The organism is Qaidamihabitans albus, from assembly GCF_016464705.1.
Lineage (GTDB): Bacteria > Actinomycetota > Actinomycetes > Mycobacteriales > Pseudonocardiaceae > Qaidamihabitans > Qaidamihabitans albus.
Window position 1 is genome coordinate 52479 of the sequence record NZ_JAEHOB010000003.1, and the last position, 22321, is coordinate 74799.

At 70.9% G+C, this 22321-nt stretch carries 24 protein-coding genes; 13 read left to right on the forward strand and 11 right to left on the reverse strand.

Annotated features, from left to right (window positions below):
• Positions 1–140: 140 nt before the first annotated feature.
• Both JAP66_RS06490 and JAP66_RS06495 read right to left on the reverse strand, forming a co-directional pair.
• Complete coding sequence (locus JAP66_RS06490) at positions 141–1001, reverse strand: HpcH/HpaI aldolase/citrate lyase family protein (protein WP_307849461.1); 861 nt, start codon at positions 999–1001, stop codon at positions 141–143.
• On the reverse strand, positions 998–2068 hold the full coding sequence (locus tag JAP66_RS06495) for an HpcH/HpaI aldolase/citrate lyase family protein (protein ID WP_199430692.1): 1071 nt from the start codon (positions 2066–2068) through the stop codon (positions 998–1000). The genes JAP66_RS06490 and JAP66_RS06495 overlap by 4 nt, the downstream gene beginning before the upstream one ends.
• Before the next feature lie 393 nt (positions 2069–2461).
• On the opposite strand from JAP66_RS06495, the gene JAP66_RS06500 reads away from it, so the two are divergent.
• Together JAP66_RS06500 and JAP66_RS06505 are read left to right on the forward strand one after the other, a co-directional pair.
• Entirely contained in the window at positions 2462–3103 is a 642-nt protein-coding gene (locus tag JAP66_RS06500) for a hypothetical protein (protein WP_199430693.1), read from the forward strand.
• A 19-nt stretch (positions 3104–3122) separates the two neighbouring features.
• On the forward strand, positions 3123–3773 hold the full coding sequence (locus JAP66_RS06505; RefSeq protein ID WP_199430694.1) for an NAD(P)H-binding protein: 651 nt from the start codon (positions 3123–3125) through the stop codon (positions 3771–3773).
• A gap of 3 nt (positions 3774–3776) precedes the next feature.
• On the opposite strand, the gene JAP66_RS06510 is transcribed toward JAP66_RS06505, so the two are convergent.
• Entirely contained in the window at positions 3777–4235 is a 459-nt protein-coding gene (locus JAP66_RS06510; RefSeq protein WP_235998826.1) for a GNAT family N-acetyltransferase, read from the reverse strand.
• A gap of 60 nt (positions 4236–4295) precedes the next feature.
• Between JAP66_RS06510 and JAP66_RS06515 the strand changes: the two genes are divergently transcribed.
• Positions 4296–4901 (forward strand): TetR/AcrR family transcriptional regulator, encoded by a 606-nt coding sequence (locus JAP66_RS06515; protein ID WP_199430695.1) that lies wholly within the window; start codon positions 4296–4298, stop codon positions 4899–4901.
• Here the strand turns inward: JAP66_RS06515 and JAP66_RS06520 are convergent.
• The gene (locus JAP66_RS06520; RefSeq protein ID WP_199430696.1) at positions 4894–6201 is read right to left on the reverse strand and encodes a D-arabinono-1,4-lactone oxidase; all 1308 of its coding nucleotides are present in this window, start codon (positions 6199–6201) and stop codon (positions 4894–4896) included. The two genes, JAP66_RS06515 and JAP66_RS06520, sit on opposite strands and share 8 nt — an antisense overlap.
• A 103-nt stretch (positions 6202–6304) precedes the next feature.
• Between JAP66_RS06520 and JAP66_RS06525 the strand changes: the two genes are divergently transcribed.
• Positions 6305–7474, forward strand: coding sequence for an alanine racemase (locus tag JAP66_RS06525; protein WP_199431098.1), 1170 nt, complete (start codon positions 6305–6307; stop codon positions 7472–7474).
• Positions 7475–7480: 6 nt separating this feature from the next.
• On the opposite strand, the gene JAP66_RS06530 is transcribed toward JAP66_RS06525, so the two are convergent.
• Positions 7481–8119 (reverse strand): TetR/AcrR family transcriptional regulator, encoded by a 639-nt coding sequence (locus JAP66_RS06530; protein WP_199430697.1) that lies wholly within the window; start codon positions 8117–8119, stop codon positions 7481–7483.
• Positions 8120–8240: 121 nt separating this feature from the next.
• Here JAP66_RS06530 and JAP66_RS06535 point away from each other — a divergent pair, with 121 nt between their 5' ends.
• Positions 8241–9554 (forward strand): GH1 family beta-glucosidase, encoded by a 1314-nt coding sequence (locus JAP66_RS06535; protein ID WP_199430698.1) that lies wholly within the window; start codon positions 8241–8243, stop codon positions 9552–9554.
• Positions 9547–10818 carry an MFS transporter gene (locus JAP66_RS06540; protein ID WP_307849462.1) on the forward strand — a complete coding sequence of 424 codons (1272 nt, stop codon included), beginning with the start codon at positions 9547–9549 and terminating at the stop codon, positions 10816–10818. The genes JAP66_RS06535 and JAP66_RS06540 overlap by 8 nt, the downstream gene beginning before the upstream one ends.
• A gap of 272 nt (positions 10819–11090) precedes the next feature.
• Here the strand turns inward: JAP66_RS06540 and JAP66_RS06545 are convergent, their stop codons facing one another.
• Complete coding sequence (locus JAP66_RS06545) at positions 11091–11519, reverse strand: hypothetical protein (protein WP_199430699.1); 429 nt, start codon at positions 11517–11519, stop codon at positions 11091–11093.
• A gap of 13 nt (positions 11520–11532) precedes the next feature.
• Positions 11533–11799 carry a hypothetical protein gene (locus JAP66_RS06550; protein WP_443706206.1) on the reverse strand — a complete coding sequence of 89 codons (267 nt, stop codon included), beginning with the start codon at positions 11797–11799 and terminating at the stop codon, positions 11533–11535.
• 390 nt (positions 11800–12189) lie between these two features.
• Between JAP66_RS06550 and JAP66_RS06555 the strand changes: the two genes are divergently transcribed.
• Complete coding sequence (locus JAP66_RS06555) at positions 12190–13554, forward strand: helix-turn-helix transcriptional regulator (RefSeq protein ID WP_199430701.1); 1365 nt, start codon at positions 12190–12192, stop codon at positions 13552–13554.
• A gap of 23 nt (positions 13555–13577) precedes the next feature.
• On the forward strand, positions 13578–14465 hold the full coding sequence (locus tag JAP66_RS06560) for a phosphotransferase enzyme family protein (protein WP_199430702.1): 888 nt from the start codon (positions 13578–13580) through the stop codon (positions 14463–14465).
• A gap of 209 nt (positions 14466–14674) precedes the next feature.
• Here the strand turns inward: JAP66_RS06560 and JAP66_RS06565 are convergent, their stop codons facing one another.
• Genes JAP66_RS06565 through JAP66_RS06580 form a run of 4 tightly spaced genes read right to left on the reverse strand, consistent with a single transcriptional unit; the run spans position 14675 to position 17544 of the window.
• On the reverse strand, positions 14675–15694 hold the full coding sequence (locus JAP66_RS06565) for a CopD family protein (protein WP_199430703.1): 1020 nt from the start codon (positions 15692–15694) through the stop codon (positions 14675–14677).
• Entirely contained in the window at positions 15691–16266 is a 576-nt protein-coding gene (locus JAP66_RS06570; protein ID WP_199430704.1) for a copper resistance CopC family protein, read from the reverse strand. The genes JAP66_RS06565 and JAP66_RS06570 overlap by 4 nt, the downstream gene beginning before the upstream one ends.
• Positions 16263–16964 (reverse strand): YcnI family copper-binding membrane protein, encoded by a 702-nt coding sequence (locus JAP66_RS06575; RefSeq protein WP_199430705.1) that lies wholly within the window; start codon positions 16962–16964, stop codon positions 16263–16265. Before JAP66_RS06575 ends, JAP66_RS06570 begins: the two co-directional genes overlap by 4 nt.
• Before the next feature lie 46 nt (positions 16965–17010).
• Positions 17011–17544, reverse strand: a complete 534-nt coding sequence (locus tag JAP66_RS06580; protein WP_307849463.1) for a hypothetical protein — start codon at positions 17542–17544, stop codon at positions 17011–17013.
• A gap of 139 nt (positions 17545–17683) precedes the next feature.
• Between JAP66_RS06580 and JAP66_RS06585 the strand changes: the two genes are divergently transcribed.
• From JAP66_RS06585 to JAP66_RS06605, 5 genes are all read left to right on the forward strand, one after another.
• Entirely contained in the window at positions 17684–18331 is a 648-nt protein-coding gene (locus tag JAP66_RS06585; protein ID WP_199430706.1) for an ABC transporter permease, read from the forward strand.
• Positions 18324–19487, forward strand: a complete 1164-nt coding sequence (locus tag JAP66_RS06590) for an ATP-binding cassette domain-containing protein (protein WP_199430707.1) — start codon at positions 18324–18326, stop codon at positions 19485–19487. The genes JAP66_RS06585 and JAP66_RS06590 overlap by 8 nt, the downstream gene beginning before the upstream one ends.
• On the forward strand, positions 19484–20263 hold the full coding sequence (locus JAP66_RS06595) for an ABC transporter permease (RefSeq protein WP_199430708.1): 780 nt from the start codon (positions 19484–19486) through the stop codon (positions 20261–20263). Before JAP66_RS06590 ends, JAP66_RS06595 begins: the two co-directional genes overlap by 4 nt.
• The gene (locus JAP66_RS06600) at positions 20260–21246 is read left to right on the forward strand and encodes a glycine betaine ABC transporter substrate-binding protein (RefSeq protein WP_199430709.1); all 987 of its coding nucleotides are present in this window, start codon (positions 20260–20262) and stop codon (positions 21244–21246) included. Before JAP66_RS06595 ends, JAP66_RS06600 begins: the two co-directional genes overlap by 4 nt.
• A gap of 142 nt (positions 21247–21388) precedes the next feature.
• The gene (locus JAP66_RS06605; protein ID WP_199430710.1) at positions 21389–22321 is read left to right on the forward strand and encodes a TauD/TfdA dioxygenase family protein; all 933 of its coding nucleotides are present in this window, start codon (positions 21389–21391) and stop codon (positions 22319–22321) included.

Here is a 22321-nt window from a genome sequence, read left to right on the forward strand (position 1 = left end):
ACAACGCGTGCGAGACCCCGGAATTCCACCACCCGCGAGTCCCCCGCCCAGACCCCCGAGTGCCGCGTTCAGGCCCGCGAGTTGCGCGTTGACGGTGCCGCGAGTGCAGAACTCGCGGGCTCCGGTGGGGGACTCGCGGGCTAGGGCTGTGCGCCGATGGCCTCCGCCAGCGAGAGGATGCGGCGTGCGTTGTCGACGTGCAGGTTCTCGATCATCCGGCCGTCGACGGTCACCACGCCCTGCCCGGCCCGCTGCGCCTTCTCGAACGCGTCGATGATCTTGCGGGCCTGCGCGATCTCCTCGTCCGACGGCGCGAACACCCGGTTGCACGGTTCGATCTGGCCGGGGTGGACGAGCGTCTTGCCGTCGAACCCGTACTGCCTGCCCTGCCTGCACTCCGCCTCGAAGCCCTCGAGGTCCCGCACGTCGTTGTAGACGCCGTCCAGGATGACCTTCCCGGTCGCCCTGGCGGCGAGCAGACAGAGCGAGAGCCCGCCGAGCAGCGGTCCCCGGTCCGGCACGAACTCGGCGTGCAACTCCTTGGCGAGATCGTTGGTGCCCATGACGAGCACGGTCAGCCGGTCGCTCGCCGCGGCGATCTCCTCGGCGCGCAGCATCGCCACCGGCGTCTCGACCATGGCCCAGATCTTGGTGTGCTCCGGTGCGCCGCCGAGCTCAAGCGCCCGCTCGATGTTGTGGACGTCGCGCGCGGAGTTCACCTTCGGCACGACCACGGCCGCAGGCCCGGCCTGGGCGGCCGCCCGCAGGTCGGCGTCGTGCCACTCGGTGTCCAGGCCGTTGACGCGGATGGTCACCTCGCGCGAGCCGTAGTCGCCGGACGCCGCGGCGGCGCACACCCGCTCGCGGGCGTCCTCCTTGGCGCCGGGGGCGACCGCGTCCTCCAGGTCGAGGATCAGCGCGTCGGCAGGCAGCGTCTTCGCCTTCTCCAGCGCGCGCTCGTTGGCGCCGGGCATGTAGAGCACGGAACGGCGGGGTCTCACGCCAGCGCCTCCTTCGTGGCCTTGTCGTAGGCGTCGGCCAGCTCGGGGTCGCGGGCGGCCAGCGCGTCGGCCAGTTCGGCGACGACCCGGCACTGCTTCACCGACGCGTCGTCCTGCATCTTCCCGTCGATCATCACCGCGCCCGTGCCGTCGCCCATGGCGCTGATCACCTTGCGAGCCCACGCGACGTCGGACGGCTCGGGGGAGAACACCTTCTTCGCGATGTCGATCTGCGCCGGGTGCAGGCTCCACGCGCCGACACAGCCGAGCAGGAAGGCGTTGCGGAACTGGTCCTCGCAGGCCACCACGTCACGGATGTCCCCGAACGGGCCGTAGTAGGGGAGGATGCCGTGCATCGCACAGGCGTCGACCATGCGCGCGACCGTGTAGTGCCAGAGGTCCTGCTGGTAGGTGGTGCGTCCCTCGGTCAGGTCGTCCCCGGCCGGGTCGGTACGCACCAGGTAGCCCGGGTGCCCGCCGCCGACGCGCGTGGTCTTCATCCGGCGGCTCGCGGCGAGGTCCGCCGGCCCGAGCGAGATGCCCTGCATCCGGGGGCTCGCCCCGGCGATCTCCTCGACGTTGGCCACCCCGCTCGCGGTCTCCAGGATCGCGTGCACCAGCAGTGGTTCGGTGAGCCCGGCACGCGCCTCCAGCTGGGCGAGCAGGCGGTCGACGTAGTGGATGTCCGGCGCGCCCTCGACCTTCGGCACCATGATCACGTCGAGCTTGTCGCCGATCTCGGTGACCAGCGTGATGAGGTCGTCGAGCACCCACGGCGAGTCGAGGCTGTTGACGCGCGTCCAGAGCTGCGTCCGGCCGAAGTCGTTCTCCCTCGCGATGTGCACGAGTCCCGTGCGGGCGGCCTCCTTGCGGTCCGCCTTGACGGCGTCCTCCAGGTTGCCGAGCAGCACGTCGACCTTCTTCGCGAGCTCCGGAGCCTTGGCGGCCATCTTCTCGTTGCTCGGATCGAAGAAGTGGATCATCCTCGACGGCAACGCGGGGATCTGCCTGACCGGCTCCGGCGCACCCACGGCGAGGGGCGCGAAGAAGTCCTTCGGCGAGCGCATCGGTCCTCCAACACTGGCGGTTACTCGCTCGTGACCCTAACCCGGGGACCAGCGTGGCCGCTGCGGTGAACGTCACCTCCGCGGGCGGGAGGATTCGCCTGGGCGTGGCGGGAACTCCGCGGAGCCGGGCGGCGTTTCCTCCAGAGCAGGGGGACGGACGTGCCGATACCGTTCGGCCCGCCGTCACCCGTCCGGCGGCACGGTCGGGCCGAAGTCCGTCGACCGCCTACCGACCGGTCACCGACCGTTCGGCGCCGCCGATCGCAGGTAATGCCGCTAACCGCAGACCTTCTCTGTTTGCGCTGGTAACCAGTTCATGTACCGCTTTCGAGCGGTGCCGCAGGACTGTGACTCGCAATCGATTCGCAGACACAGCAGAAGGAGGCGGACTTCGTGGCGGTAACACCTGGGCAGGCCGCGGTGACGAGCGGTTCGAACGACACCCGGTCGCTTCCCAGTCGCGTCGTCCCGCCCGTCGAGCTACCCGCGAGCGCCGAGGAGCTGGCGAAGGAGGGCGCGGCGCAGCTCGGCTGGGACGGTGTGCTGCTGCCCGAGCTGACCCTCTTCGGGCGGCGCGTGTTCGTGGTGGCTCGTCTGCGTACCGAGGCACACGCCGAGCGGATCGCGATGGGCGTCGGACCGGTCACCGACCGCGCGACCGTGTCGACCTGGACCTGGCCGGAGCTGGCTCCGACCGCTCCGGCACAGGCGGCGGAGATCGTCGGTGTGCTCGCCGTCGCGAGGCACTGGCGTACCGGAATGGCCGCTACGGTGCCGTTCGCGCGTTACGGCGACGCGGCGATGGTGCTGCCCGCAACGGCGACGCTGAGCCACGACTATGTGGACAACTGCCTGCCCCGCGCCCGCATCTACGGCCTCGCGGTGGTCGCCGCCGACACCGACGCCGTCGTGGACCTCGACCTCGCCGGGCGCAGCGAGCGGATGCTCTTCGCCGAGGACGCGGTGTCCCGCTGGGTGAACGAGATGGTCTACGAGCAGCTGCTGGCCACGGAGCTCCCGGCCGAGGTCGAGTGAGTTCGTTAGGCTCGGCTCCATGCGAGTCGTGATTGCGGGCGGGCACGGAAAGATCGCGCTGAAGCTGGAACAGCAGCTCGCGGCCAACGGCGACACCGCGGTGGGCATCATCCGGAATGTCGAGCACGCCGCCGACCTGCGCGAGCTCAGTGCCGAACCCGTGGTACTCGATCTGGAGAACGCGCGCGTCGACGAGGTGGCGGCCACGCTGGACGGTGCCGACGCCGCGGTGTTCGCCGCCGGCGCCGGCCCCGGCAGCGGCGCACCGCGTAAGGACACAGTGGACCGTGCGGCCGCGGTTCTCTTCGCCGAGGCCGCCGAGCGAGCTGGCGTGCGGCGCTTCGTGCAGATCAGCTCGATGGGCGCGGGCCGGACCATCCCGCCGTCCGTCGAGGAGGTCTTCGCCGTCTACCTGCGGGCCAAGGCGGCGGCCGAGGAGGATCTGCGCACCCGCGATCTGGATTGGACGATCCTGCGCCCTGGCCGCCTCACCGACGAGCCGGGCACCGGCCTCGTCCACCTGGCGGAGAGCGTGCCCAGGGCCGATGTGCCAAGGGAGGACGTCGCCGCGGTCGTCGTCGAACTGGTCGCCGACGCGGTGACGGCGGGCCGCACCCTCGAACTGACCTCCGGCAACACGCCGATCGACGAGGCCCTTTCGCGTCTCTAGCGTTCAGCCGAGGTGCCGCGCGAAACAGCGCGACAACGGTTCCCTGCGGTACACACCGAAGTTCGCGATGCGCCGGTATCCCTCGCGCTCGTAGAACCGGATGGCGTCGGGTTGCGCGGGGCCGGTCTCCAGTTTCAGGATGCGGACACCGAGCCGGAGCGCCGCCGCCTCCAGTTCACGGAGCACGGCGACCGAGACGCCCGCCCCGCGTGCCTCCGGCACGACGTACATCCGCTTGATCTCGGCGGACGCCGCGCCGAGCAGGCGAAGACCACCGCAGCCGACGGCTCGCCCGCCACGGTCCCGCGCGACGAGGAACACGGCGATGTTCTCGGCCGAAGGGCCGGCACCGGGCTCGTGATCGTCGCAGCCGTACCGGGCGTCGAGTTCGGCTCGCTGCTCCTCACGCAGCCGCATGCCGTCGGCCGAGTCCCAGTCCTCGATCTTCACCTCGATGAGCAACGCGCCTCCCAGTGGCCGTAACAGGTGTTACCGTAACATACGTTACGGGAGGTGTGTCCTATGTCGAGGACCGCGGACAGGGCCGCGCAGGCCGAACGGATCTCCGAGGCCGTGTGGCGGATCATGGCCGAGTCCGGGCCACAGGGCCTGACGCTGCGGGCGGTAGCCGCGGAGGCAGGCTGCACCACCGGTCTCGTGCTGCATCGCTTTCCCGGCAAGCGGTCCCTCCTGGCCCACGCGCGGGACCTGCTGCACGAGCGAACGGGCGAGGTGATGGACCGGCTCGAGGCGGGTGACGGGGCTCCGGCCGACGTGCTACGGGACGTGCTCGCCCACGCGGCCTCACTCGATCCGGTCAAGCGTCAGGAGGCCCGCGTCTGGCTGGGGTACCTGGCCGCCGCGCTGGCGGACGAGGATCTCGCGGTGCGGCACACGAGGGCGAACCGCTCGTTTCTCGCCAGGGTCGGGCGGCTCGTCGCGGCTGTCCGGCCGGACTGGGACGGGCGGGAGGTCGCTGTCGTGAGCACCGCGCTCGTGGCGCTGGTCGAGGGGGTGAACGCCCTCGCCGTCGCCGACGCGGAGACCTACTCCGCCGAGGCTCAGGGCGCGGTGCTCGACCGCGCCCTCGGCTCGTTCGGACTTGCCGGAAGGGCCGCCGCTACCTGACCGGGCCGAGTACCCGGTCCAGGTAGGCGTTGGTGAAGACCCCTTCCGGGTCGACCTCGGCGCGCAACCGCAGGAAGTCGCCGAAGCGCGGATACCGCTCGCGCAGCACGGCGGCGTCCAGCCCGTGCATCTTGCCCCAGTGCGGCCGCCCGCCGACGGCACCGGCGATCTCCGCGAACGCCGCGAAGTACTGCCGGTACGGCATCCCGGCGTACTGGTGGATCGCGATGTATGCCGAGTCCCTTCCGTACGCCGTGGAGAGCCAGATGTCGTCGGCCGCCGCCACCCGCACCTCGACCGGGAACGCCACCGGACACTCCAGGCGGGGCACGAGCGCGCGCAGTTCGGCGAGCACCTCGTGGACCGACTCCCTCGGTACCGCGAACTCCGACTCCACGAACCGCACCGCCCGCCGGGTGACGAACACCCGGTGCGAGGTGTCGCTGTACTCCCGCGCGGACAGCGCCGCCGCCGAGATCCGGCCGAGTGCGGGCACCAGCCGGGGCACCGTCCGCCCGAGCCGGCACAGCGCGCCGAACGCCACGTTCTCCGTCACCGTGTAGTCGAGGAACTGCCGGGCTCTCGACAGTGGGCGCGCCGCCGTGCCCACCGGCACCCGGTTGTTGCGCTTGACCAGCGCGTCGCGGCCGTAGGGAAACCAGTAGAACTCGAAGTGATCGGATCCGGCGGCGAAGTCGTCGAAGCCGTCCAGTACCTGCTGCAGCGGCTCGGGCCGTTCCTGCGCGGAGAGCACGTAGGCAGGCTCGCAGCGCAGCGTCACCGTGCTGAGCACGCCGAGTGCGCCGAGGCCGACCCGCGCGGCGGCGAACAGGTCTGCTCGCCGATCCGGCGAGCACGCCACCACCGAGCCGTCGGCGAGCACGATCTCCAGCGCCGCGATCTGGGTGGCGAGGCCGCCGAAACGCGCGCCGGTGCCGTGCGTGCCGGTGGAGACCGCGCCCGCGATCGTCTGCGCGTCGATGTCGCCGAGGTTGGTCATCGCGAGGCCCAGCGCGTCGAGTTCGGCGTTGAGCGCCCGCAGCGTGGTGCCGGAGCGCACCGTGACCAGTCCGGTGTCGATGTCCGCCGAGACGATCCCGGTCCAGCGACCGAGGTCGATCGCGTCGGAGTCGGCCACCGCGATGGCGCTGAACGAGTGGCCGCTGCCGAGGGGGCGCACGCGGCGCTCCCGCACGGCGGCGTCCGCGACGATCTTCGCGATCTCGGCGGCGCTGCCCGGCCGGTGCAGCCGGCGCGGCGTCGCCGACTCGGTACCGGCCCAGTTGGTCCAGGTAGCCACGGCGGTCCCCCACACTGGTAGTCGTCCGGAAACAATAGGTGAATGTAATTCGCGTTTCAAGCCAGGCTGACGTACCGTACTGCTTGTGACCTCTGTGAACGCGATGGCGTACGACGTGGCGACCAAGGATCTCGACCCGCCACTGGCCATTGTCGACCTCGACGCCTTCGACGCGAACGCCGCCGATCTGGTGCGCCGCGCGGCGGGCCGGCCGCTGCGGGTGGTGAGCAAGTCGGTGCGCTGCCGGGCGTTGCTGGAGCGCGCGCTGGAGCGTCCCGGTTTCGCCGGGCTGATGTGCTACTCGCTCGCCGAGGCGCTGTGGCTGTTCGAAGAGGGCACCAGTGACGACATCGTGGTGGCCTACCCGACCGTCGACCACGGCGCGCTGCGCGCGCTGGCGGCTGATGACGCCGCCCGCGCCGCCATCACGATCATGGTGGACTCGCCCGAACACCTGGACGTCGTCGACGCGGCGCTCGGGCTCGGCCATCCGGAGATCCGGGTGTGCATCGAGGTCGACGCGTCGTGGCGGCCGCTGCCCGGCGTGCACGTCGGCACCCGGCGGTCTCCGGTGTTCACCCCGAGGCAGGCGGGCGCGCTCGCGCGCACGATCGCCGCGCGGAGCGGGTTCCGGGTGGTCGGTGCGATGGCCTACGAGGGCCAGATCGCCGGGGTGCCGGACGCGGTAGGCGGCCTGCGGGGCGGGCTGACCCGCTGGATGCAGCGCCGGTCCGCGGCCGAGCTGGCCCGGCGCCGGGCGGCCGCTGTGGCGGCGGTGCGCGCGGTGACCGATCTGGAGTTCGTCAACGGCGGCGGCACCGGCAGCCTGGAGTCGACGCGGGCCGACCGCGCGGTCACCGAGATCGCCGCCGGATCCGGGTTGCTCGGCCCGGCGCTGTTCGCGCGGTACTCGCGGTTCACCCCGCGACCCGCGGCGCTGTTCGCGCTGCCGGTGGTGCACAAACCGGTGCGCGGCATCGCCACCCTGTTCGCGGGCGGGTACATCGCCTCCGGGGCCGCGGGACCGTCGCGGCTGCCCTCGCCGTACCTGCCCGAGGGACTGCAACTGCTCGGCGTCGAGGGTGCGGGCGAGGTGCAGACACCGGTCACCGGCAAGGCGGCCCGTGCGCTGCGCCTCGGCGACCGGGTGTGGTTCCGGCACGCCAAGGCGGGCGAGCTCGCCGAGCGGTTCGCCGGCTACCACCTGATCAGTGGTGACCGGGTGGAACGCACCGTGCCCACCTATCGCGGTGAGGGCAAGGCGTTCGGCTGAGCCGCCCTACTCGCCGAGCCTGCTGGCGAGGTAGCCCTTGATCAGGTACTTCGTCTCGGCGACCACGTCCGGGTCGCCCTGCGGGTTGCGGCGGAAAGCGAGGTTCAGCAGGCCGTCGGCGGCCTGCACCGCGATCGTGATCGGCAGCGCCACCTGCTCGGCGGAAAGGTCGAGCCGGCTCGTGATCAGGCTCGTCAGCGAGTCGGCGATCACGCGGTTGTTGTCGCGCCGGTCGTCGAGCAGCCGCACGTCCACCACGTCCCCGAAGTGCACCTTCGAGAACCCGGGCACCTCGCGGTGCATCCGCAGGTAGATGTCGAGCAGCGAGTCGACCACGTCCCACCAGTGCTGGTGGTCGATGCCGCCCAGCCGCTCACCGACCCCCGCCATGAACCGTTCGAGGTTTCGCTGGGTCAGCGCCTGCACGACGGCGCGCTTGTCCGGGAAGAACTGGTAGAGCGAGCCCACGGCGACGCCGGCGCGCTTCGCGATCAAGGTCGTGGTGAGCGACTCGTAGCCCACCTCGTCGAGCAGTTCGGCGGCCGCGTCCAGCATCCGCTCGACGCGCTGCGCGCTTCGCTGCTGGACGGGCTGGCGGCGGAGGGGGGTCGCCTCCGGCGAGGCCGGGGCTTGGTTCTCGGACACGTCGTGCTCCTTGCTGTGCAGGTCAGCGACTTTATCGTGTCGATGACCTTCTCCCCTGTCGAGTGACGGCCTAGTATGTGAGAACTATTCATATTTTTCGGATGTCGAGGGAGAACCGCCGGTGCACAGCCTGAACTTCCCGCCCGGCTTCCGCTGGGGAGCCGCGACGTCCGCGTTCCAGATCGAGGGCGCCACCCGTACGGGTGGGCGTGGCCCCTCCATCTGGGACACCTTCACCGCGACCCCGGGCAAGGTCGCGCGGGGCGAGCACGCCGACGTCGCCGCCGATCACTACCACCGCCATGCCGAGGACGTCCGGCTGCTGGCCACGCTCGGTGCGCACGCCTACCGGTTCTCCCTCGCGTGGCCGCGCATCCAGCCCACCGGCAAGGGCGCCGCCAACCCCGAGGGGCTCGCCTTCTACGACCGCCTCCTCGACGAGCTGTGCGCGGCCGGGATCGAGCCGGTGGCCACCCTGTACCACTGGGATCTGCCGCAGCCGCTCGAGGACGCGGGCGGCTGGCTCGCCCGCGACACCGCCGAGCGCTTCGCCGAGTACGCCGCGATCGCAGGGGAGCACTTCGCCGACCGGGTGGCGATGTGGATCCCGGTCAACGAGCCGATGGTCACGACCGTCTACGGCTACGCGACCGGTGAGTACGCCCCGGGCCGGGCATTGCTGCTCGGTGCCGTGCCGACCGCGCACTACCAGCACCTCGCCCACGGCCTCGCCGTGCGGGCACTGCGCGCGGTGGGGGCGCGCAGTGTCGGCACGGCGAACAACCACAGCCCGGTCTGGCCGGTCACCGAGGCCGACCGCCCGGCGGCAGGCAGGCTCGACGCACTGCTCAACCGGCTCTACGCCGATCCGGTACTGCTCGGCAGCTACCCGGACGAGTTCGCGGAGTACCTTCCCCAAGGGCACGCCGACGACCTGCCCGTCATCTCCGCGGCGATCGACTTCTACGGCGTCAACTACTACGAGCCGCAGGCGGCCGCCGCACCCGGCGAGGGCAACCCGTTGCCGTTCGAGCCGCGACCGGTCGAGGGGTACCCGATGACGGCGAACGGCTCGCCGATCGTGCCGGACGCCTTCCGCGAGCTGCTGGTGTCCCTCGATGGCCGCTACGGTGCCGCGCTGCCGCCTGTTTACGTGACGGAGAACGGCTGCGCCTTCGCCGACGAGGTCGGTGCCGACGGCGCGGTGCACGACCGGGCCCGCATCGACTTCCTCGCGAGGCACCTCGCGGCCCTGCGCGAGGCGATGGAAGCGGGCGTCGACGTGCGCGGCTACTTCGTGTGGTCGCTGCTCGACAACTTCGAGTGGGCCAAGGGTTACGGGCCGCGCTTCGGCCTGGTGCACGTGGACTACGAGACGCAGCGCCGCACGCCGAAGGACTCCTTCGCCTGGTACCGCGCGGTGATCCGTGGATAGCCGGGAGGGTGCCAGGCGGGCCGGTGTTCCGCTGCCGCCCGCGCTCGCCGAGCCGGTCGTCCCGGTGCGCCCCGGCTGGACCACGCTGCTGTTCCTCACCAACCTCGGGCTCTGGCTGGCGATCTACGCGCCGATCCAGGTGCTGCTGCCCCGGCAGGCGGCGCTGCTGGACGCGGCGGACAAGGAGGTGGTCTTCGGGACTGTCACCGGAGCCGGAGCGCTCGTGGCGCTGGTCGCCAACCCGGCGATCGGCCTGCTCTCGGACCGGACGTCGTCCCGGTTCGGCCGCCGCCATCCCTGGACGGTCGCCGGTGCGCTGCTCGGCGCCTGCGGGCTCGGCATCCTCTCGCTCGCCGGTGACGTCGTGGTGATGACGCTCGGCTGGTGCCTCGTGCAGGCGGGCCTCGGCGGCATGCTTGCCACGCTGACGGCCGCGCTGCCGGACCGCGTGCCGGTCCGGCAGCGGGCGCGGGTCGGCGGGTTCGTGGGGATCAGCCAGATGCTGGGCACCGTCGCCGGGGCCGTGCTCGTGACCGTCGTGGTGACCAGCCTGTCCGGCGGCTACCTCGCGTGCGCGTTCGTCGTGCTGACCGGGGCCGTGGTGTTCGCGGTCCGCACGCCCGATGCCGTGCTGCCGAGGGCGTTCCGCCCCGCCGGCCGGTGGTGGACGGCGATCGCCGGTCTCTGGGTGTCCCCCCGGCGGCAGCCGGACTTCGCGTGGGCCTGGGGCTGCCATTTCCTGATCGGTCTCGGCAACGCGCTCGGCACGCTGTACCTGCTGTTCTTCCTCGGTGACGCCGTCCGGCACCCCGATCCGGACACCGGCCTGCTGGTGCTGATGGGCCTCTACGGCGCCGCGCTGACCGTGGGCGCCCTCGTGACCGGCCGCCTGTCGGACTCCTCGGGGCTGCGTAAGCCCTACGTGCTGGTGTCCTGCGGGCTGATGGCGACGGCGGCGCTGCTGCTGGTCGTCTCGCAGACCTGGACTGCGGCTCTCGTGGCGGCACCGCTGCTGGGAGTCGGCTTCGGTACGTACTGGGCGGTGGCGCTGGCGATTCTCACGCAGGTGCTGCCCGCCGCCGCCGACCGGGGCAAGGATCTGGGGGTGGTGAACGTCGCGAACGCCCTGCCGCAAGTGGTGGCGCCGCTGCTCGCGACGGTGATTCTCGCGCGGACGGGAGGCTATCCGGGCCTCTTCACCGCCTCCGCCGCCGCGACCCTGTGCGCGGGTGTGCTCATCACGCGGGTGCGTTCGGTGCGGTGAGTTCGCTCTGGTTGGGGACCGCGGACCGGTGCCGGTCGGGGGAGGGGGAGTGCAACGGCACCGGCCCGCGGGGTATCGGGGCCGCACTGCGGGCGGGGATCTTCCACAGTTCGCGATCTGCAGTTATGCGGCTTGCTTCGTGATCAACCTAACGGCGGATTAGCGCTCCCGCTAGGGGTTGAGTCACATTTATTCGATTAATCGGAGTAGGCCGGCGGTTGGCTCGTCACGCTCGGGGGTACGCACGAGCCAACCGCCGACGTCCGGGGCCATTACCGGGCGGGGGTCCCGGCAATGGCTCGGTGTGTGGCAGGCGGGGGGACCAGGGCGTGTTTGCCTGCCTGCTGTTGGGGGACCGGCTGGGCCTCGGCCGGCTCGGTGGCCGCGGACCGGCGGCGTCCCAGCCGCCGGGTGTTCTGCTGAGGCGCCAGCCCTCCGGCGACGAGGTGCTCGTGCGCGACCTGCCATACGGAGCAGGGCGCCTTGCACCGGTGCCATCGGGTGGAGCAGGTGGGGCAGTCGCCGCGCTCGTCCGGTTCGTGAGCGCGGAGCATGGCCCGCCAGCCCTCGGTCAACCGGGGGAGTTCGGAGCGGGCCACCGACACCAGCGATGCAGAGTCCGCACGTTCGGCCAGGTCGGAGAGCATGTCGAGGCGTTCCCATACCGCGTTGCGGAGGACCTGCCCGAGGATCTGATCCACTTGAAACTCACCGTCACCTTTCCGCCAGCCTGGCGGCTTCGTTGAGTGCGGCCCTGAGCTGGCCGAGCTGGCCGCCCGTCAGCCGCGCGGTCTCACCGGGGGGACCGACGAGGACCACTTCGCCCTCGTCCACGAACACCGTCACGCAGCGCTCTCGGCTGATCATGTCGCCGCACTGCACCCGCCACACCGGCTGCCCGCCCTCGTACCTGCGGACGTCGCTGGTGGCGCGAGGGTCGATGGCCGACGATGACGACGATGACGACAGTGCCGAGCGCACCTTTCCGGTGACCGGCGACCGGCGCACGGACGTCGTGCCGGTCGTGCCGGTCGCAGCACGCTCTGCTGTGATCGAGTGCACGAACTCCACGTCGTTCTCCGCTCTGTCCGGGCGGCTGTGCGCCGGGGGAATCTCAAGCCTGTCTTCGGTTGCTCTCCGTGACTGCGGACCGTGTCGGTGCGGCCACGGAGATCTGCGAACTACATTGCGACGAAAAGAACGCGGAAAGAAGCCTCGGTGGCCGTCATAGCGGCGACCGGCGCGGGTTCCACGTTAAACGGTCACGCGAGTTCGCCCGGGCCGATCAGGCGGCACAATCGGTGTTTCGCGCGGTTGAATGGAAGTTGCCTACGCTGCTGATCGACGCCCGATGGACTGTGGAGGGGCGCAATGGACACAGGCGATACCAAGCAGGGTCGCATCCCGCTGAAGACCTGGGACGACCGGGAGATGCGGGACGCGCTCGCGAACCGGAACGTCAGCGAGGTCTACCGGCAGCTGCGCAAGCACGGTGTCTCCCAGCGTCAGATCGCCGCGATGACCGGCCAATCCCAGTCCGAGGTGTCGGAGATCCTGAAGGGTCGTCAGGTCATGGCCTACGACGTCCTCTCCAGGATCTCCGAAGGCCTCGGGATCCCCCGCGGGTACATGGGCCTCGCCTACGACGAGGCCACGGAGATACAGGTCGTCGGCGCGGCCGACGAGCAGCAGGCTGAGGAGGACGAGTCCGTGAAACGGCGGAAGTTCCTCGCGCACGCCGCGCAGGTCACGATGGGGGCCGCGGTCTTCGGGCCGGCCTCGGAGGCCTGGGCGGCAAGCCCCGCGAGGACGCCCGCACCTGGGCGGATCGGGGTGACCGACGTCCGGCAGGTGGAAGCGGCGACCAGGGCGCTACGCGCGCTCGACTACCAGTACGGCGGTGGGTTCTGCCGGGACGCCGTCGTCGCGCAGCTCTCCTGGGGACAGCAGATGCTCCAGGCGAGCGGTACCGAACCGGTGCGTTCGCGGCTCTACGTCGCGCTCGCCGACCTGCACAGCCTCGCCGGGTGGACGTCGTTCGACATCGGTCTCATCGACTCGGCCCGCGGCCATTTCGCCAACGCTCTCGACCTGGCCAAACAGGGCGACAACCACCCGCTCGTCGCCAACGTGCTGTACCGGATGGGCCGCGTCTACCTGCACCAGGAGGCGCCGAACGACGCGCTGAAGCTCTTCCAGCTGGGCCAGATCGCGGCGCAGGAGTCCGGCTCCGAGCTCGCCGTGGCCGTGCTGTGCGCCAACGAGGCCTGGGCCTACGCGATGATGGGCAACAGCGAGCAGGCCGTGAAGCTGCTCGGCCGGACCCGCGACGAGTTCCAGCGCGCGGACCTCGCCAACGCCGAGTCCTGGGTGCGCTTCTTCAACGAGACCGACGTCTACGCGATGATCGGCACCGTGCACACGGCGCTCGCGCAGCACGACGCCACGCACACCAAGTACGCCATCCCGGCGCTGACCAAGGCCGTTGACGCCTACGGTGACGACATGGCCCGCAGCAAGACGTTCAACCTCAGCGCGCTGGCCACGAACCACCTGCTCGAAGGCGACATCGACCACGGGGCCAAGGTCGGCGGCAAGGCGCTGGATTGTGCGGAGGGCCTCAAGTCGGCCCGTGTCGAGGACCGGATGCGCCCGCTCAAGGACGAGGCGCGCCGTCGCAGCAACAACGCCGACGCCCGTGAGCTGGTCGAACGGATGAACGCGTTCTTCGCCTGAGCACCCCCGGGAGCGACATCATCTTGGATGGCCGGTTCACCAGGGAAAAGCTCGACCGGGTCCTCCACGAGGTGTGCGCGCGGCTCGGCCTGGACGCGGCCGGTGCCACGCTGCTGCGGTTCACCAACAACGCCGTGTACTCCCTGTCGGCCGATCCGGTGGTCGTGCGGATCGTCGGCTCGCGGACGCTGCGGCACCGGGCGTACAAGGTCGTCGCCGTCGCGCGGCACTTCGCCAGGCACGGCGTGCCGGCGATCCGGCTCGTGGACGGGTTCCCCCAGCCGGTCGAGGTCGGTGAGCACGTCGTGACGGTGTGGGAGAAGGTGCCGGACGCCGGACGGCGGGCGAGCACCGCGGAGCTGGGCAGGTTGTTGCGCCGGGTGCACGCCCTGCCGCCGGTCGAGGGGGTCGGGGACTGGGCGCCGCTGGACGACGTTCGTGCCAGGGTGGCCGATGCGGAGGAGCTCGACGCCGACGACCGGCAGTTCCTGCTGCACCGTTGTGCCGAGGTGGACGCGGCGCTGGCGGAGCTGAAGTTCCCCCTGCCGACAGCGCTGGTGCACGGTGACGCGCACCCGGGCAACGTGATCGTCGGCCCGGAGGGGCCCGTGCTGTGCGACTTCGACTCCGCGTGTTCGGGGCCACCGGAGTGGGACCTGACGCCGCTGGCAGTCGGCAGGGAGCGCTTCGGCGACCCGCGCGGCTGGTACGACACACTGGCGCGGACCTACGGCTTCGACGTGACCTCGTGGGAGGGTTTCGCCGTGCTGCGCGCGGCGCGAGAGCTCAAACTGACCACGAGCGTGCTGCCGATCCTGCGCAGCCACCCTTCGGTCCGGCACGAGCTGCGCCGCCGACTGCACGACCTGCGGGCCGGGCGGACCGAGTCCCGCTGGGTCCGGTACCGCTGAACAGCCTCATTTCACCGACATTTGGCGACAGGAACTGACCGCTCGTCGTTTGGCTGAATTGCAGTGGCCCGGGGTGACAATTTCGGTTCGACTAATCACCCCGGATGAACCATTCCCAGGTCACGATGTGCAACTTGCATGCACTCAGCGTCACCAAGTGCGGTGGTCGCCTCGTGAGTGGCTACGCGAGTTAGAACTCGCGTAGCCACTCACGAGACCGGCGCGCGGCTCAGGACGGCCGCGAAGCCGAACGCCAGCCCCATCACGGCGAGCTCCAGCGTCGCCCAGCCCGCGAGCGCCGTGTGCTCGTGGCGCGCGATCCGCGGCAGCAGCCGCCAGCGGGTGTAGCCGCCGATCGCTGCGATCAGGACCAGGCACAGCAGCTTGAGCAGCACCAGCCGCCCGTACGCCGTGCCGAACAGCCCGGTCCAGAAGTCGGTCGACGGGTTGAGGCCGACCTCGCCGAGGCCGTTGAACAGCCCGGTCGCCGCCGAGAGCAACAGGCAGACGGTCGCCAGCACGGAGAACCGCGGCAGTGCCCTGGCGAGCAACGTGCGGTTGCCGATCAGCAGCACGGTCATCGCGCCGAGGCCGCCCACCCAGGCGGCGGCGCTGAGGACGTGCAGCTCGATGGACACCATCGCGAGCTCGCCGAGCTCCCAGTCCGAGGCGTGCCCGGTGACCGGCAGCGGCAGCAGCCCGAACAGTCCGAGGCCGACGAGCACCTCGGCGGGCACCCGCTCGCCGAGGCGCACCCTGAGCAGGCCGAGTCCGGCGAAGGCGACCGCGAGCGCCAGGACGATCAGCAGCGCCTTGCCTGCGTCGACCGCGGCGACGTAGCCACGCACGTCGCCGAGGCCGATCGTCGCGGTGGGCCGGAACTCCGCGGTCTGCAGGACGAGCAGCACGAACGCGGCGGCCGCCCACACCAGCGCGGCGGCCACCGCGGCGAGCCGTGCCCGCGCCAGCACGGCGTCGCCTCGCCGCGGTTTCTCGTGGCCGATCAGCACCGGCAGCAGGGCCAGCCCGATCGCGCCCACCGCGGCGAGGTGGAACACCGCCCGTGCGAGGGGGATGCCGACCGAGACCGCCCCGCCGACGTCCGAGACGCCCGCGACCGGCCCGGTCGCACTCAGCGCGACACCGGCGAGCACGCCGACGACCGCCGCGGCGACCAGGCCGACCACGGTGACGTAACGGACCCGCGAGGCGGCCCCGGCCGGGTTCACGACCGTTTGTCCTGCGTGTTCCCCATCCGCATCGCCACGACGATGCCGATACCGAGCAGCACGACGGCGGCCACGATCCACACCCAGACCGGCACCCCGGAGGAGTCCGCCTCGGCCCGCTCTCCGGTGTCCTGCCCGGCGGCCGCGGACTGCTCCGTGCCCGGTGCCGCCGACGCGGCGGGATCCCCGGCCGGTGTGCCGGTGCCCGCCGTCGTCAGGGTGAACCGGAGTTCCTCGGACACCGAGTGGCCGTCGGCCGACAGGATGCGGAACCCGATGACGTACTCGCCTGCCGGGCCGAGCGGGCGCAGCGGAGCGGTCACCTCGTTGCCGTTGACCTGGACCAGCCCTTCGGCCCACTGCCCGCCGTCGGGGCCGGTGACCGCGACCTCGTTCGTGCCTGCGTCCTGCACCTCCTGGTCGAAGGTCAGCGTGACCGCCTCCGGCGCGGCCGCGATCTGCTCACCTTCGGCCGGATCGGAGGAGATGAGCACGTTGTGCGCCGACGCCGGTGCGGCGATGCCCAGCAGTGCCAGTACCGCCACCCCGGCGAGGACCAGCAGCCGCCTCACGCCGAGGTCCGCTTCCGCGCACGCACGGTCGCACCCGCGCCGACGCCGAGGCCCAGCGCGCCGACCACGAGCCCGGCCCCGCCGAGCCAGCGCGCGGTGTCGTCACTGGCCGGGGCGGCCTCGGCACCACCCGCGGCCTCCGTCTCGGCCTCGTGCGCACCGCCGCTGTGCCCTTCGCCCGATGCCTCGGCGAGCTCGACCACCGGTGCCGGGTGCTCCGGCTCCTCACCGTTCTCGGCGGGCGGAGCGTCCCAGTTCACCACTTTCCCGTCGGAGTACGTCTGCGCCGCGGCCAGCACGAGTGTGTCCACGTTCTCGGGCAGCTTCCCGAGGGTGAACGGGAACTCCTCGTACGAGGTGGACCCGGCGGCGATCTGGTTGCCCTCCTGCGCCGTCCAGGTGATCTTGCTGACCACGTCGGTCTTGATGACCTCGGCGGTCCAGCCGGGCACCGGCTTGGTGCGTGCGGAGCTGATCGCGTACTCCTCCGGGATGGTCACCTCCAGCTTGGTGGTGCCCACCTTCTCCTCCTCGTTCGGAACGCGCAGGACGATCGCGCCGTAGCCGCCCTGCTCCGGCTGGTCGCCGTAGACGTTCGCCGTCACGTGTGCCGAGGCGGCACCGGCGGCGAGCAGGCCGGTGAGCCCGGCGGCGCCCGTCAGGACGACGGCACGCAGGAAGTATCGATTTGTCGACATGTAAAGAGGTCTCCTGAACTTGTTCGGAGTGGTCTGAGGCAAGGGTTCAGGAGGGCAGTGGCGGGCCTCGGCGCCGGCACACCCGGTGCAGCATCACCTCGACGACGAGGGTGCCGATCGAGGCGCGGACCACCGCGTGCCGCGGTTTCGGTGCGGGGACCGGCGCCGACGTCCACGCCACCGGCAGCAGCATGCGCAGCGAGGCGACCGCGACGGCCAGCATCGTCTCCGCGTGGGTCAGCGCGAGCGCCGTCAGCAGGGTGGCGACGGCATGGGCCACCGGCATCGTGATCCCGTGGCCACCGCCGCCCTCGTGCGGGGCGAGCCCGGCGAACAGCCAGTGCATGGCCGCCTGTGCGCCACCGAGCACCAGCAACGTGCCGAGCACCCCCCGGGTGTGCTCGGCGACCGCGACCGAGAGCCACCCGATCAGGAGGGTGAGCGTGAGCGTCACCGAAACCTGCGGCAGCCGACCGTCGGCGAGGGTGTGCGCGGAGACCGCCAGTGTGGCCGAGCAGACAGCGAGCAATGTCGCACGGCCGGCGCCGGGTGCCCTGCGCTGGTGCGAACGCCTGCTCACGTGCACAGATTAGGTGACGCGGGTGGCCGGCTTCGAGCGCCGGGGGTGGGTTGTCCGGACGTGCACGGTTGCCGACTGGCGAAAGATCGGTAACTGTATGTCCACTCTTGACGAGCGGAAGACGCCGAATGGGTGGTCCATGAACTTGTTCGACTACGTGGCCGACCGCTGGGACCGGCTGTCCCTGCAGGCCTGGCTGCACGTGAGCGAGGTCGTGCAGTCGACGATCATCGCCGCGGTGCTCGGGGTGCTCATCGGTGTCGCCGTCTACCGCAGCCCGATCGGCTCGGCGCTGGCCACCGCGCTGGCCTCCACGATCCTCACCGTCCCCTCGTTCGCCCTCCTCGGCCTGCTCATCCCGGTCGTCGGGCTCGGCGCGACACCGACGGTGATCGCGCTCGTGCTGTACGCGCTGCTGCCCATCACGCGGAACACGATCGTCGGGCTGGGCGGAGTCGACCCGGCGATCCGGGACGCCGCGCGGGGAATCGGCATGAGCCGCGTGGGCGTGCTGGCCAGGGTCGAGCTGCGGCTCGCCTGGCCCGCGATCCTCGCCGGGATGCGCGTGGCCACACAGATGCTGATGGGCATCGCCGTGATCGCCGCCTACGCGAAGGGTCCCGGCCTCGGCGGCGAGGTGTTCTCCGGCCTGGTCCGCGCGGGCAGCGCCAACGCGACCAACCAGGCGCTCGCCGGAACGCTCGGCGTCGTGATCCTCGCCCTCCTGCTGGAGGCCGTCTATTTCCTCATCGCCCGCTTCACCGTCTCAAGGGGTATCCGTGGCTGACACCGAGAACGTGAGTGGCGTCGAGATCCAGCTCGACAACGTCACCAAGCGCTACCCGGGCAGCCGGGAGCCCGCCGTCAGGGACGTCACGATGACGATCCCGGCGGGCAAGATCGTGATCCTGGTCGGCCCTTCCGGATGCGGCAAGACCACCACGATGCGGATGATCAACCGGCTGATCGAGCCGTCGTCGGGCACGATCACGATCGGTGGCGAGGACGCGCTGCGGCTCAACGCCGACACGTTGCGCCGCAAGGTGGGCTACGCCATCCAGCAGGCGGGGCTGTTCCCGCACTTCACGGTGGCGCAGAACATCTCCGTGGTGCCCGGCCTGCTCGGCTGGGAGCGCGGGCGGATCAACGACCGCGTCGACGAGATGATGGACCTGGTCGGGCTCGACCCCGCGCAGTACCGCGACCGTTTCCCGCGCCAGCTCTCCGGTGGCCAGCAGCAACGGGTCGGCGTGGCCCGCGCACTGGCCGCCGACCCTCCGGTGCTGCTGATGGACGAGCCGTTCGGCGCGGTCGACCCGATCACCCGTGGCAACCTGCAGGACGAGCTGCTGCGGCTGCAGACCGACCTGCGCAAGACGATCGTGTTCGTCACCCACGACTTCGACGAGGCCGTGAAGCTCGGCGACAAGATCGCGGTGCTCGGCGACCAGTCGACGATCCAGCAGTACGACACGCCCGAGGCGATCCTCGCCAATCCGGCCAACGACATGGTCGCCGGCTTCGTCGGCGCGGGTGCCTCGCTCAAGCAGCTCACCCTGCTGCGCGTGCGCGACGTCGACTACGAGGACATCGCGCTGACCGCTCCCGCCGACGAGTCACCGGCCACACTGCGCCAGCGGATGATCGAACAGAACCGGACCTACGCGCTGGTGCTCGACCAGCGGCGGCGCCCGCTGCGCTGGGTGCACGTGCGGGCGCTGTCCACCGCGAGCTCGCTGACCGGCGCGGGCACGCCGGTCGGTGACTCGGTGAGCACGCAGTCCACACTGCACGACGCGCTCGAGGCGATCCTCGCCGAAGGCGGGCACGCCGTGGTGACCGGCACTCGTGGCGAGTACGTCGGCATGATCGACATCACCACGGTCACCGACACCATCAAGCAGCTGCGCGAGGAGCACGAGGCGGGGAGCGCGGCGTCGTGAGCAGCACGACGAAGCCCCAGGGTTTCTCGACCGAGTCGGGTTCGCGCCGGGCCGACCGGATCCGCCTGCTCGCGCAGCCCGCGGCCGTCGTCGTCCTCGTCGGTGCCGTGCTGGTGTGGGCGTTCACGAGGAACAACGACGCCATCGAGGCGGAGTCGATCAATGCGGGCGTGCTGCTCACCAAGACCGGGGAGCACCTGCTGATCACGGCCGTCGTGGCGGCGATCGTGACCGGGATCGCGGTGCCGCTCGGCGTGCTGCTGACCCGGTCGTGGGCAAGGCCGGTGGCGCCGCTGTTCATCGCCATCGCCAACATCGGCCAGGCCGCTCCCGCGCTCGGTGTGCTGGTGCTGTTCTTCCTGTGGACCGAGTGGGAGGGCCTGTGGTGCGCGGCGCTGCCCATCGCCTTCTACTCGCTGCTGCCGGTGCTGCGGAACACGATCACCGGCATCGAGTCGGTCGACCCGGCGCTCGTCGACGCGGGCCGCGGTATCGGCATGTCGTCCTCCGGGGTGCTGTTCCGGATCGAGCTGCCGCTGGCGGTTCCGCTGGTCCTGGCCGGCCTGCGCACGGCACTGGTGCTGGCCGTGGGTACGGCGACGCTGGCGTTCTTCGTCAACGGCGGCGGCCTCGGTGAGCTGGTCGACACCGGCTACAAGCTCAACCGGGTCCCGGTACTCGTGGTCGGCGCCGTGCTGGCGGTCGGGCTGGCGCTGATCGTGGACTGGATCGGTGCCGTGCTCGAGGAGTACCTCGGACCGAAGGGACTGGCATGAAACGCAGGTTGCGGGCGGCCGGGGCGATGGGCGCCGCCGCGCTGCTGGCGGTTTCGGCGACCGGGTGCGGGCTCGACGTCAACGCGGCTCTGCCGTTCGAGGTGGGGCCGGGATCGATCCGCCCGGTGCCGGAGCTGGAAGGCGTCGACGTGACGGTCGGCTCCAAGGACTTCACCGAGCAGATCGTCCTCGGCTACCTGGCCGAGCTGGCGCTGGAGGCGGCCGGTGCGGACGCCATCGACCTCACCAACATCAGCGGGTCGAACAGCTCCCGCTACGCACTGCTGGACGGGCAGGTCGACCTGCAGTGGGAGTACACCGGCACGGGCTGGCTGTCCTACCTCGGCTACGATGAGGCGATCCCGGAGGAGCGCGCGCAGTACGAGGCGGTGCGCAAGGCGGACCTGGAACGCAACGGCGTCGTCTGGCTGCCGTACTCGGAGGTCAACAACACCTACGCGTTCGCCACCACCGAGGCGTACGCGGAGAAGCACGGCCTGCGGACCACCACGGACATGACGAACTTCCTCAAGGAGAACCCCCGGGAGGCCGTGTTCTGCCTGGAGACCGAGTTCGTCAGCAGGCCGGACGGGATGCCGGGCGTGCGGAAGGCATACGGCTTCCCGGTCACCACGACGAAGACGTTCGGCATCGGCACGATCTACAGCGCGGTCGACAGCGGGAGCTGCAACTTCGGGGAGGTGTTCACCACCGACGGCCGGATCAGCGGGCTGAACCTGCGCGTGCTCGAGGACGACAAGCAGTTCTTCCCGCAGTACAACGCCGCGGTGACGCTGCGAAAGGAGTTCCTGGACCAGTACCCGCAGATCCGCGACGTCGTCGCGCCGATCGCGGAGGAACTCGACAACGAGCAGATCATCGAGCTGAACAAGCAGGTCGACGTGGACGGCCGCGATCCGGCGAAGGTGGCAAGGGACTGGATGGTGGAGAAGGGCTTCATCACCATCCCTGGCGCCGGGTAGGCGGTTGCTGGAAACATGCCGGACATGCCTGTCATCTGGGATCACACCGGTGTCGTTGCCCTGCTGCTGCGGCGCGGCCGCCTCGGCTCCCCGCCGGGGCAGGGCAACTCGACGCCCTGATCCTCGACAGGTTGGAAATGGCATGACACTCGAATTGTCCGATCGGTTCACCCTGCGCGAAGCGACCGTGCCCGCGGACGGAATCCTGGAAGGCACCCGCGTGCTGCGCCGGCTGCCCGAAGGGGTCGAGTCCCGGCCCTACGAGCTGTTCGACCTGCGCCCCCTCGGGCGCGTGATCGGCGCCGAGATCCATGGCGTCGACCTCGGCGAGCCGCTGTGGCCGGAGCTGCGGGCCGAGCTCAACCGGGCGCTGCTGGAATGGAAGGTGCTGTTCTTCCGCGACCAGGACATCACCGCCGAACAGCAGCGCGCGTTCGCCCGGAACTGGGGTGAGCTGGAGACGAACCCGTTCATTCCGCGCGGCGACTACGCCGAGGTGACCCGGTTCGCGCGGGACGCGTCGATGCCCGCGTTCGAGAACATCTGGCACACCGACGTCACGTTCCGCCCGGAGCCCGCGCTCGGCTCGGTGCTCCGGCTGGTCCAGGTGCCGCCGGTCGGCGGGGACACGATGTGGGCGGACATGGCCGCCGCCTACGACAACCTCCCCGCGGAGGTCAAGTCCCGGATCGAGGGCCTGCGCGCGGTGCACGACTACGTTCCGGGCTTCGAGCGGTTCTCCGACCGGGAGTTCCTGGCCGGCTGGCAGGAGGAGTTCCCGCCGGTCGAGCACCCGGTCGTGCGCAGGCACCCGGAGACCGGCCGGCGCACGCTGTTCGTCAACCAGGCGTTCACCACGCACATCGTGGGCCTGGACCGGGTGGAGAGCGACCGGCTGCTGCACCTGCTGTTCACGCAGGCGCACGTGCCGGAGTACCAGGTGCGCTTCCGCTGGGCGGCGAACTCCGTGGCGTTCTGGGACAACCGAGCGACACAGCACTACGCGGTGAACGACTACCAGCCGCACGTGCGCATCGCCGAGCGGGTGGCGATCGCGGGCGACCGGCCGGAGTAG

What these genes read in the sequence shown, in the direction of transcription:
- JAP66_RS06495 (WP_199430692.1), bottom strand. Translation starts at nt 2,068, where the DNA reads ATGCGCTCGCCGAAGGACTTCTTCGCGCCCCTCGCCGTGGGTGCGCCG.
- JAP66_RS06505 (WP_199430694.1), top strand. Translation starts at nt 3,123, where the DNA reads ATGCGAGTCGTGATTGCGGGCGGGCACGGAAAGATCGCGCTGAAGCTG.
- JAP66_RS06515 (WP_199430695.1), top strand. Translation starts at nt 4,296, where the DNA reads ATGTCGAGGACCGCGGACAGGGCCGCGCAGGCCGAACGGATCTCCGAG.
- JAP66_RS06525 (WP_199431098.1), top strand. Translation starts at nt 6,305, where the DNA reads ATGGCGTACGACGTGGCGACCAAGGATCTCGACCCGCCACTGGCCATT.
- JAP66_RS06555 (WP_199430701.1), top strand. Translation starts at nt 12,190, where the DNA reads ATGGACACAGGCGATACCAAGCAGGGTCGCATCCCGCTGAAGACCTGG.
- JAP66_RS06575 (WP_199430705.1), bottom strand. Translation starts at nt 16,964, where the DNA reads ATGTCGACAAATCGATACTTCCTGCGTGCCGTCGTCCTGACGGGCGCC.
- JAP66_RS06585 (WP_199430706.1), top strand. Translation starts at nt 17,684, where the DNA reads ATGAACTTGTTCGACTACGTGGCCGACCGCTGGGACCGGCTGTCCCTG.
- JAP66_RS06600 (WP_199430709.1), top strand. Translation starts at nt 20,260, where the DNA reads ATGAAACGCAGGTTGCGGGCGGCCGGGGCGATGGGCGCCGCCGCGCTG.
- JAP66_RS06605 (WP_199430710.1), top strand. Translation starts at nt 21,389, where the DNA reads ATGACACTCGAATTGTCCGATCGGTTCACCCTGCGCGAAGCGACCGTG.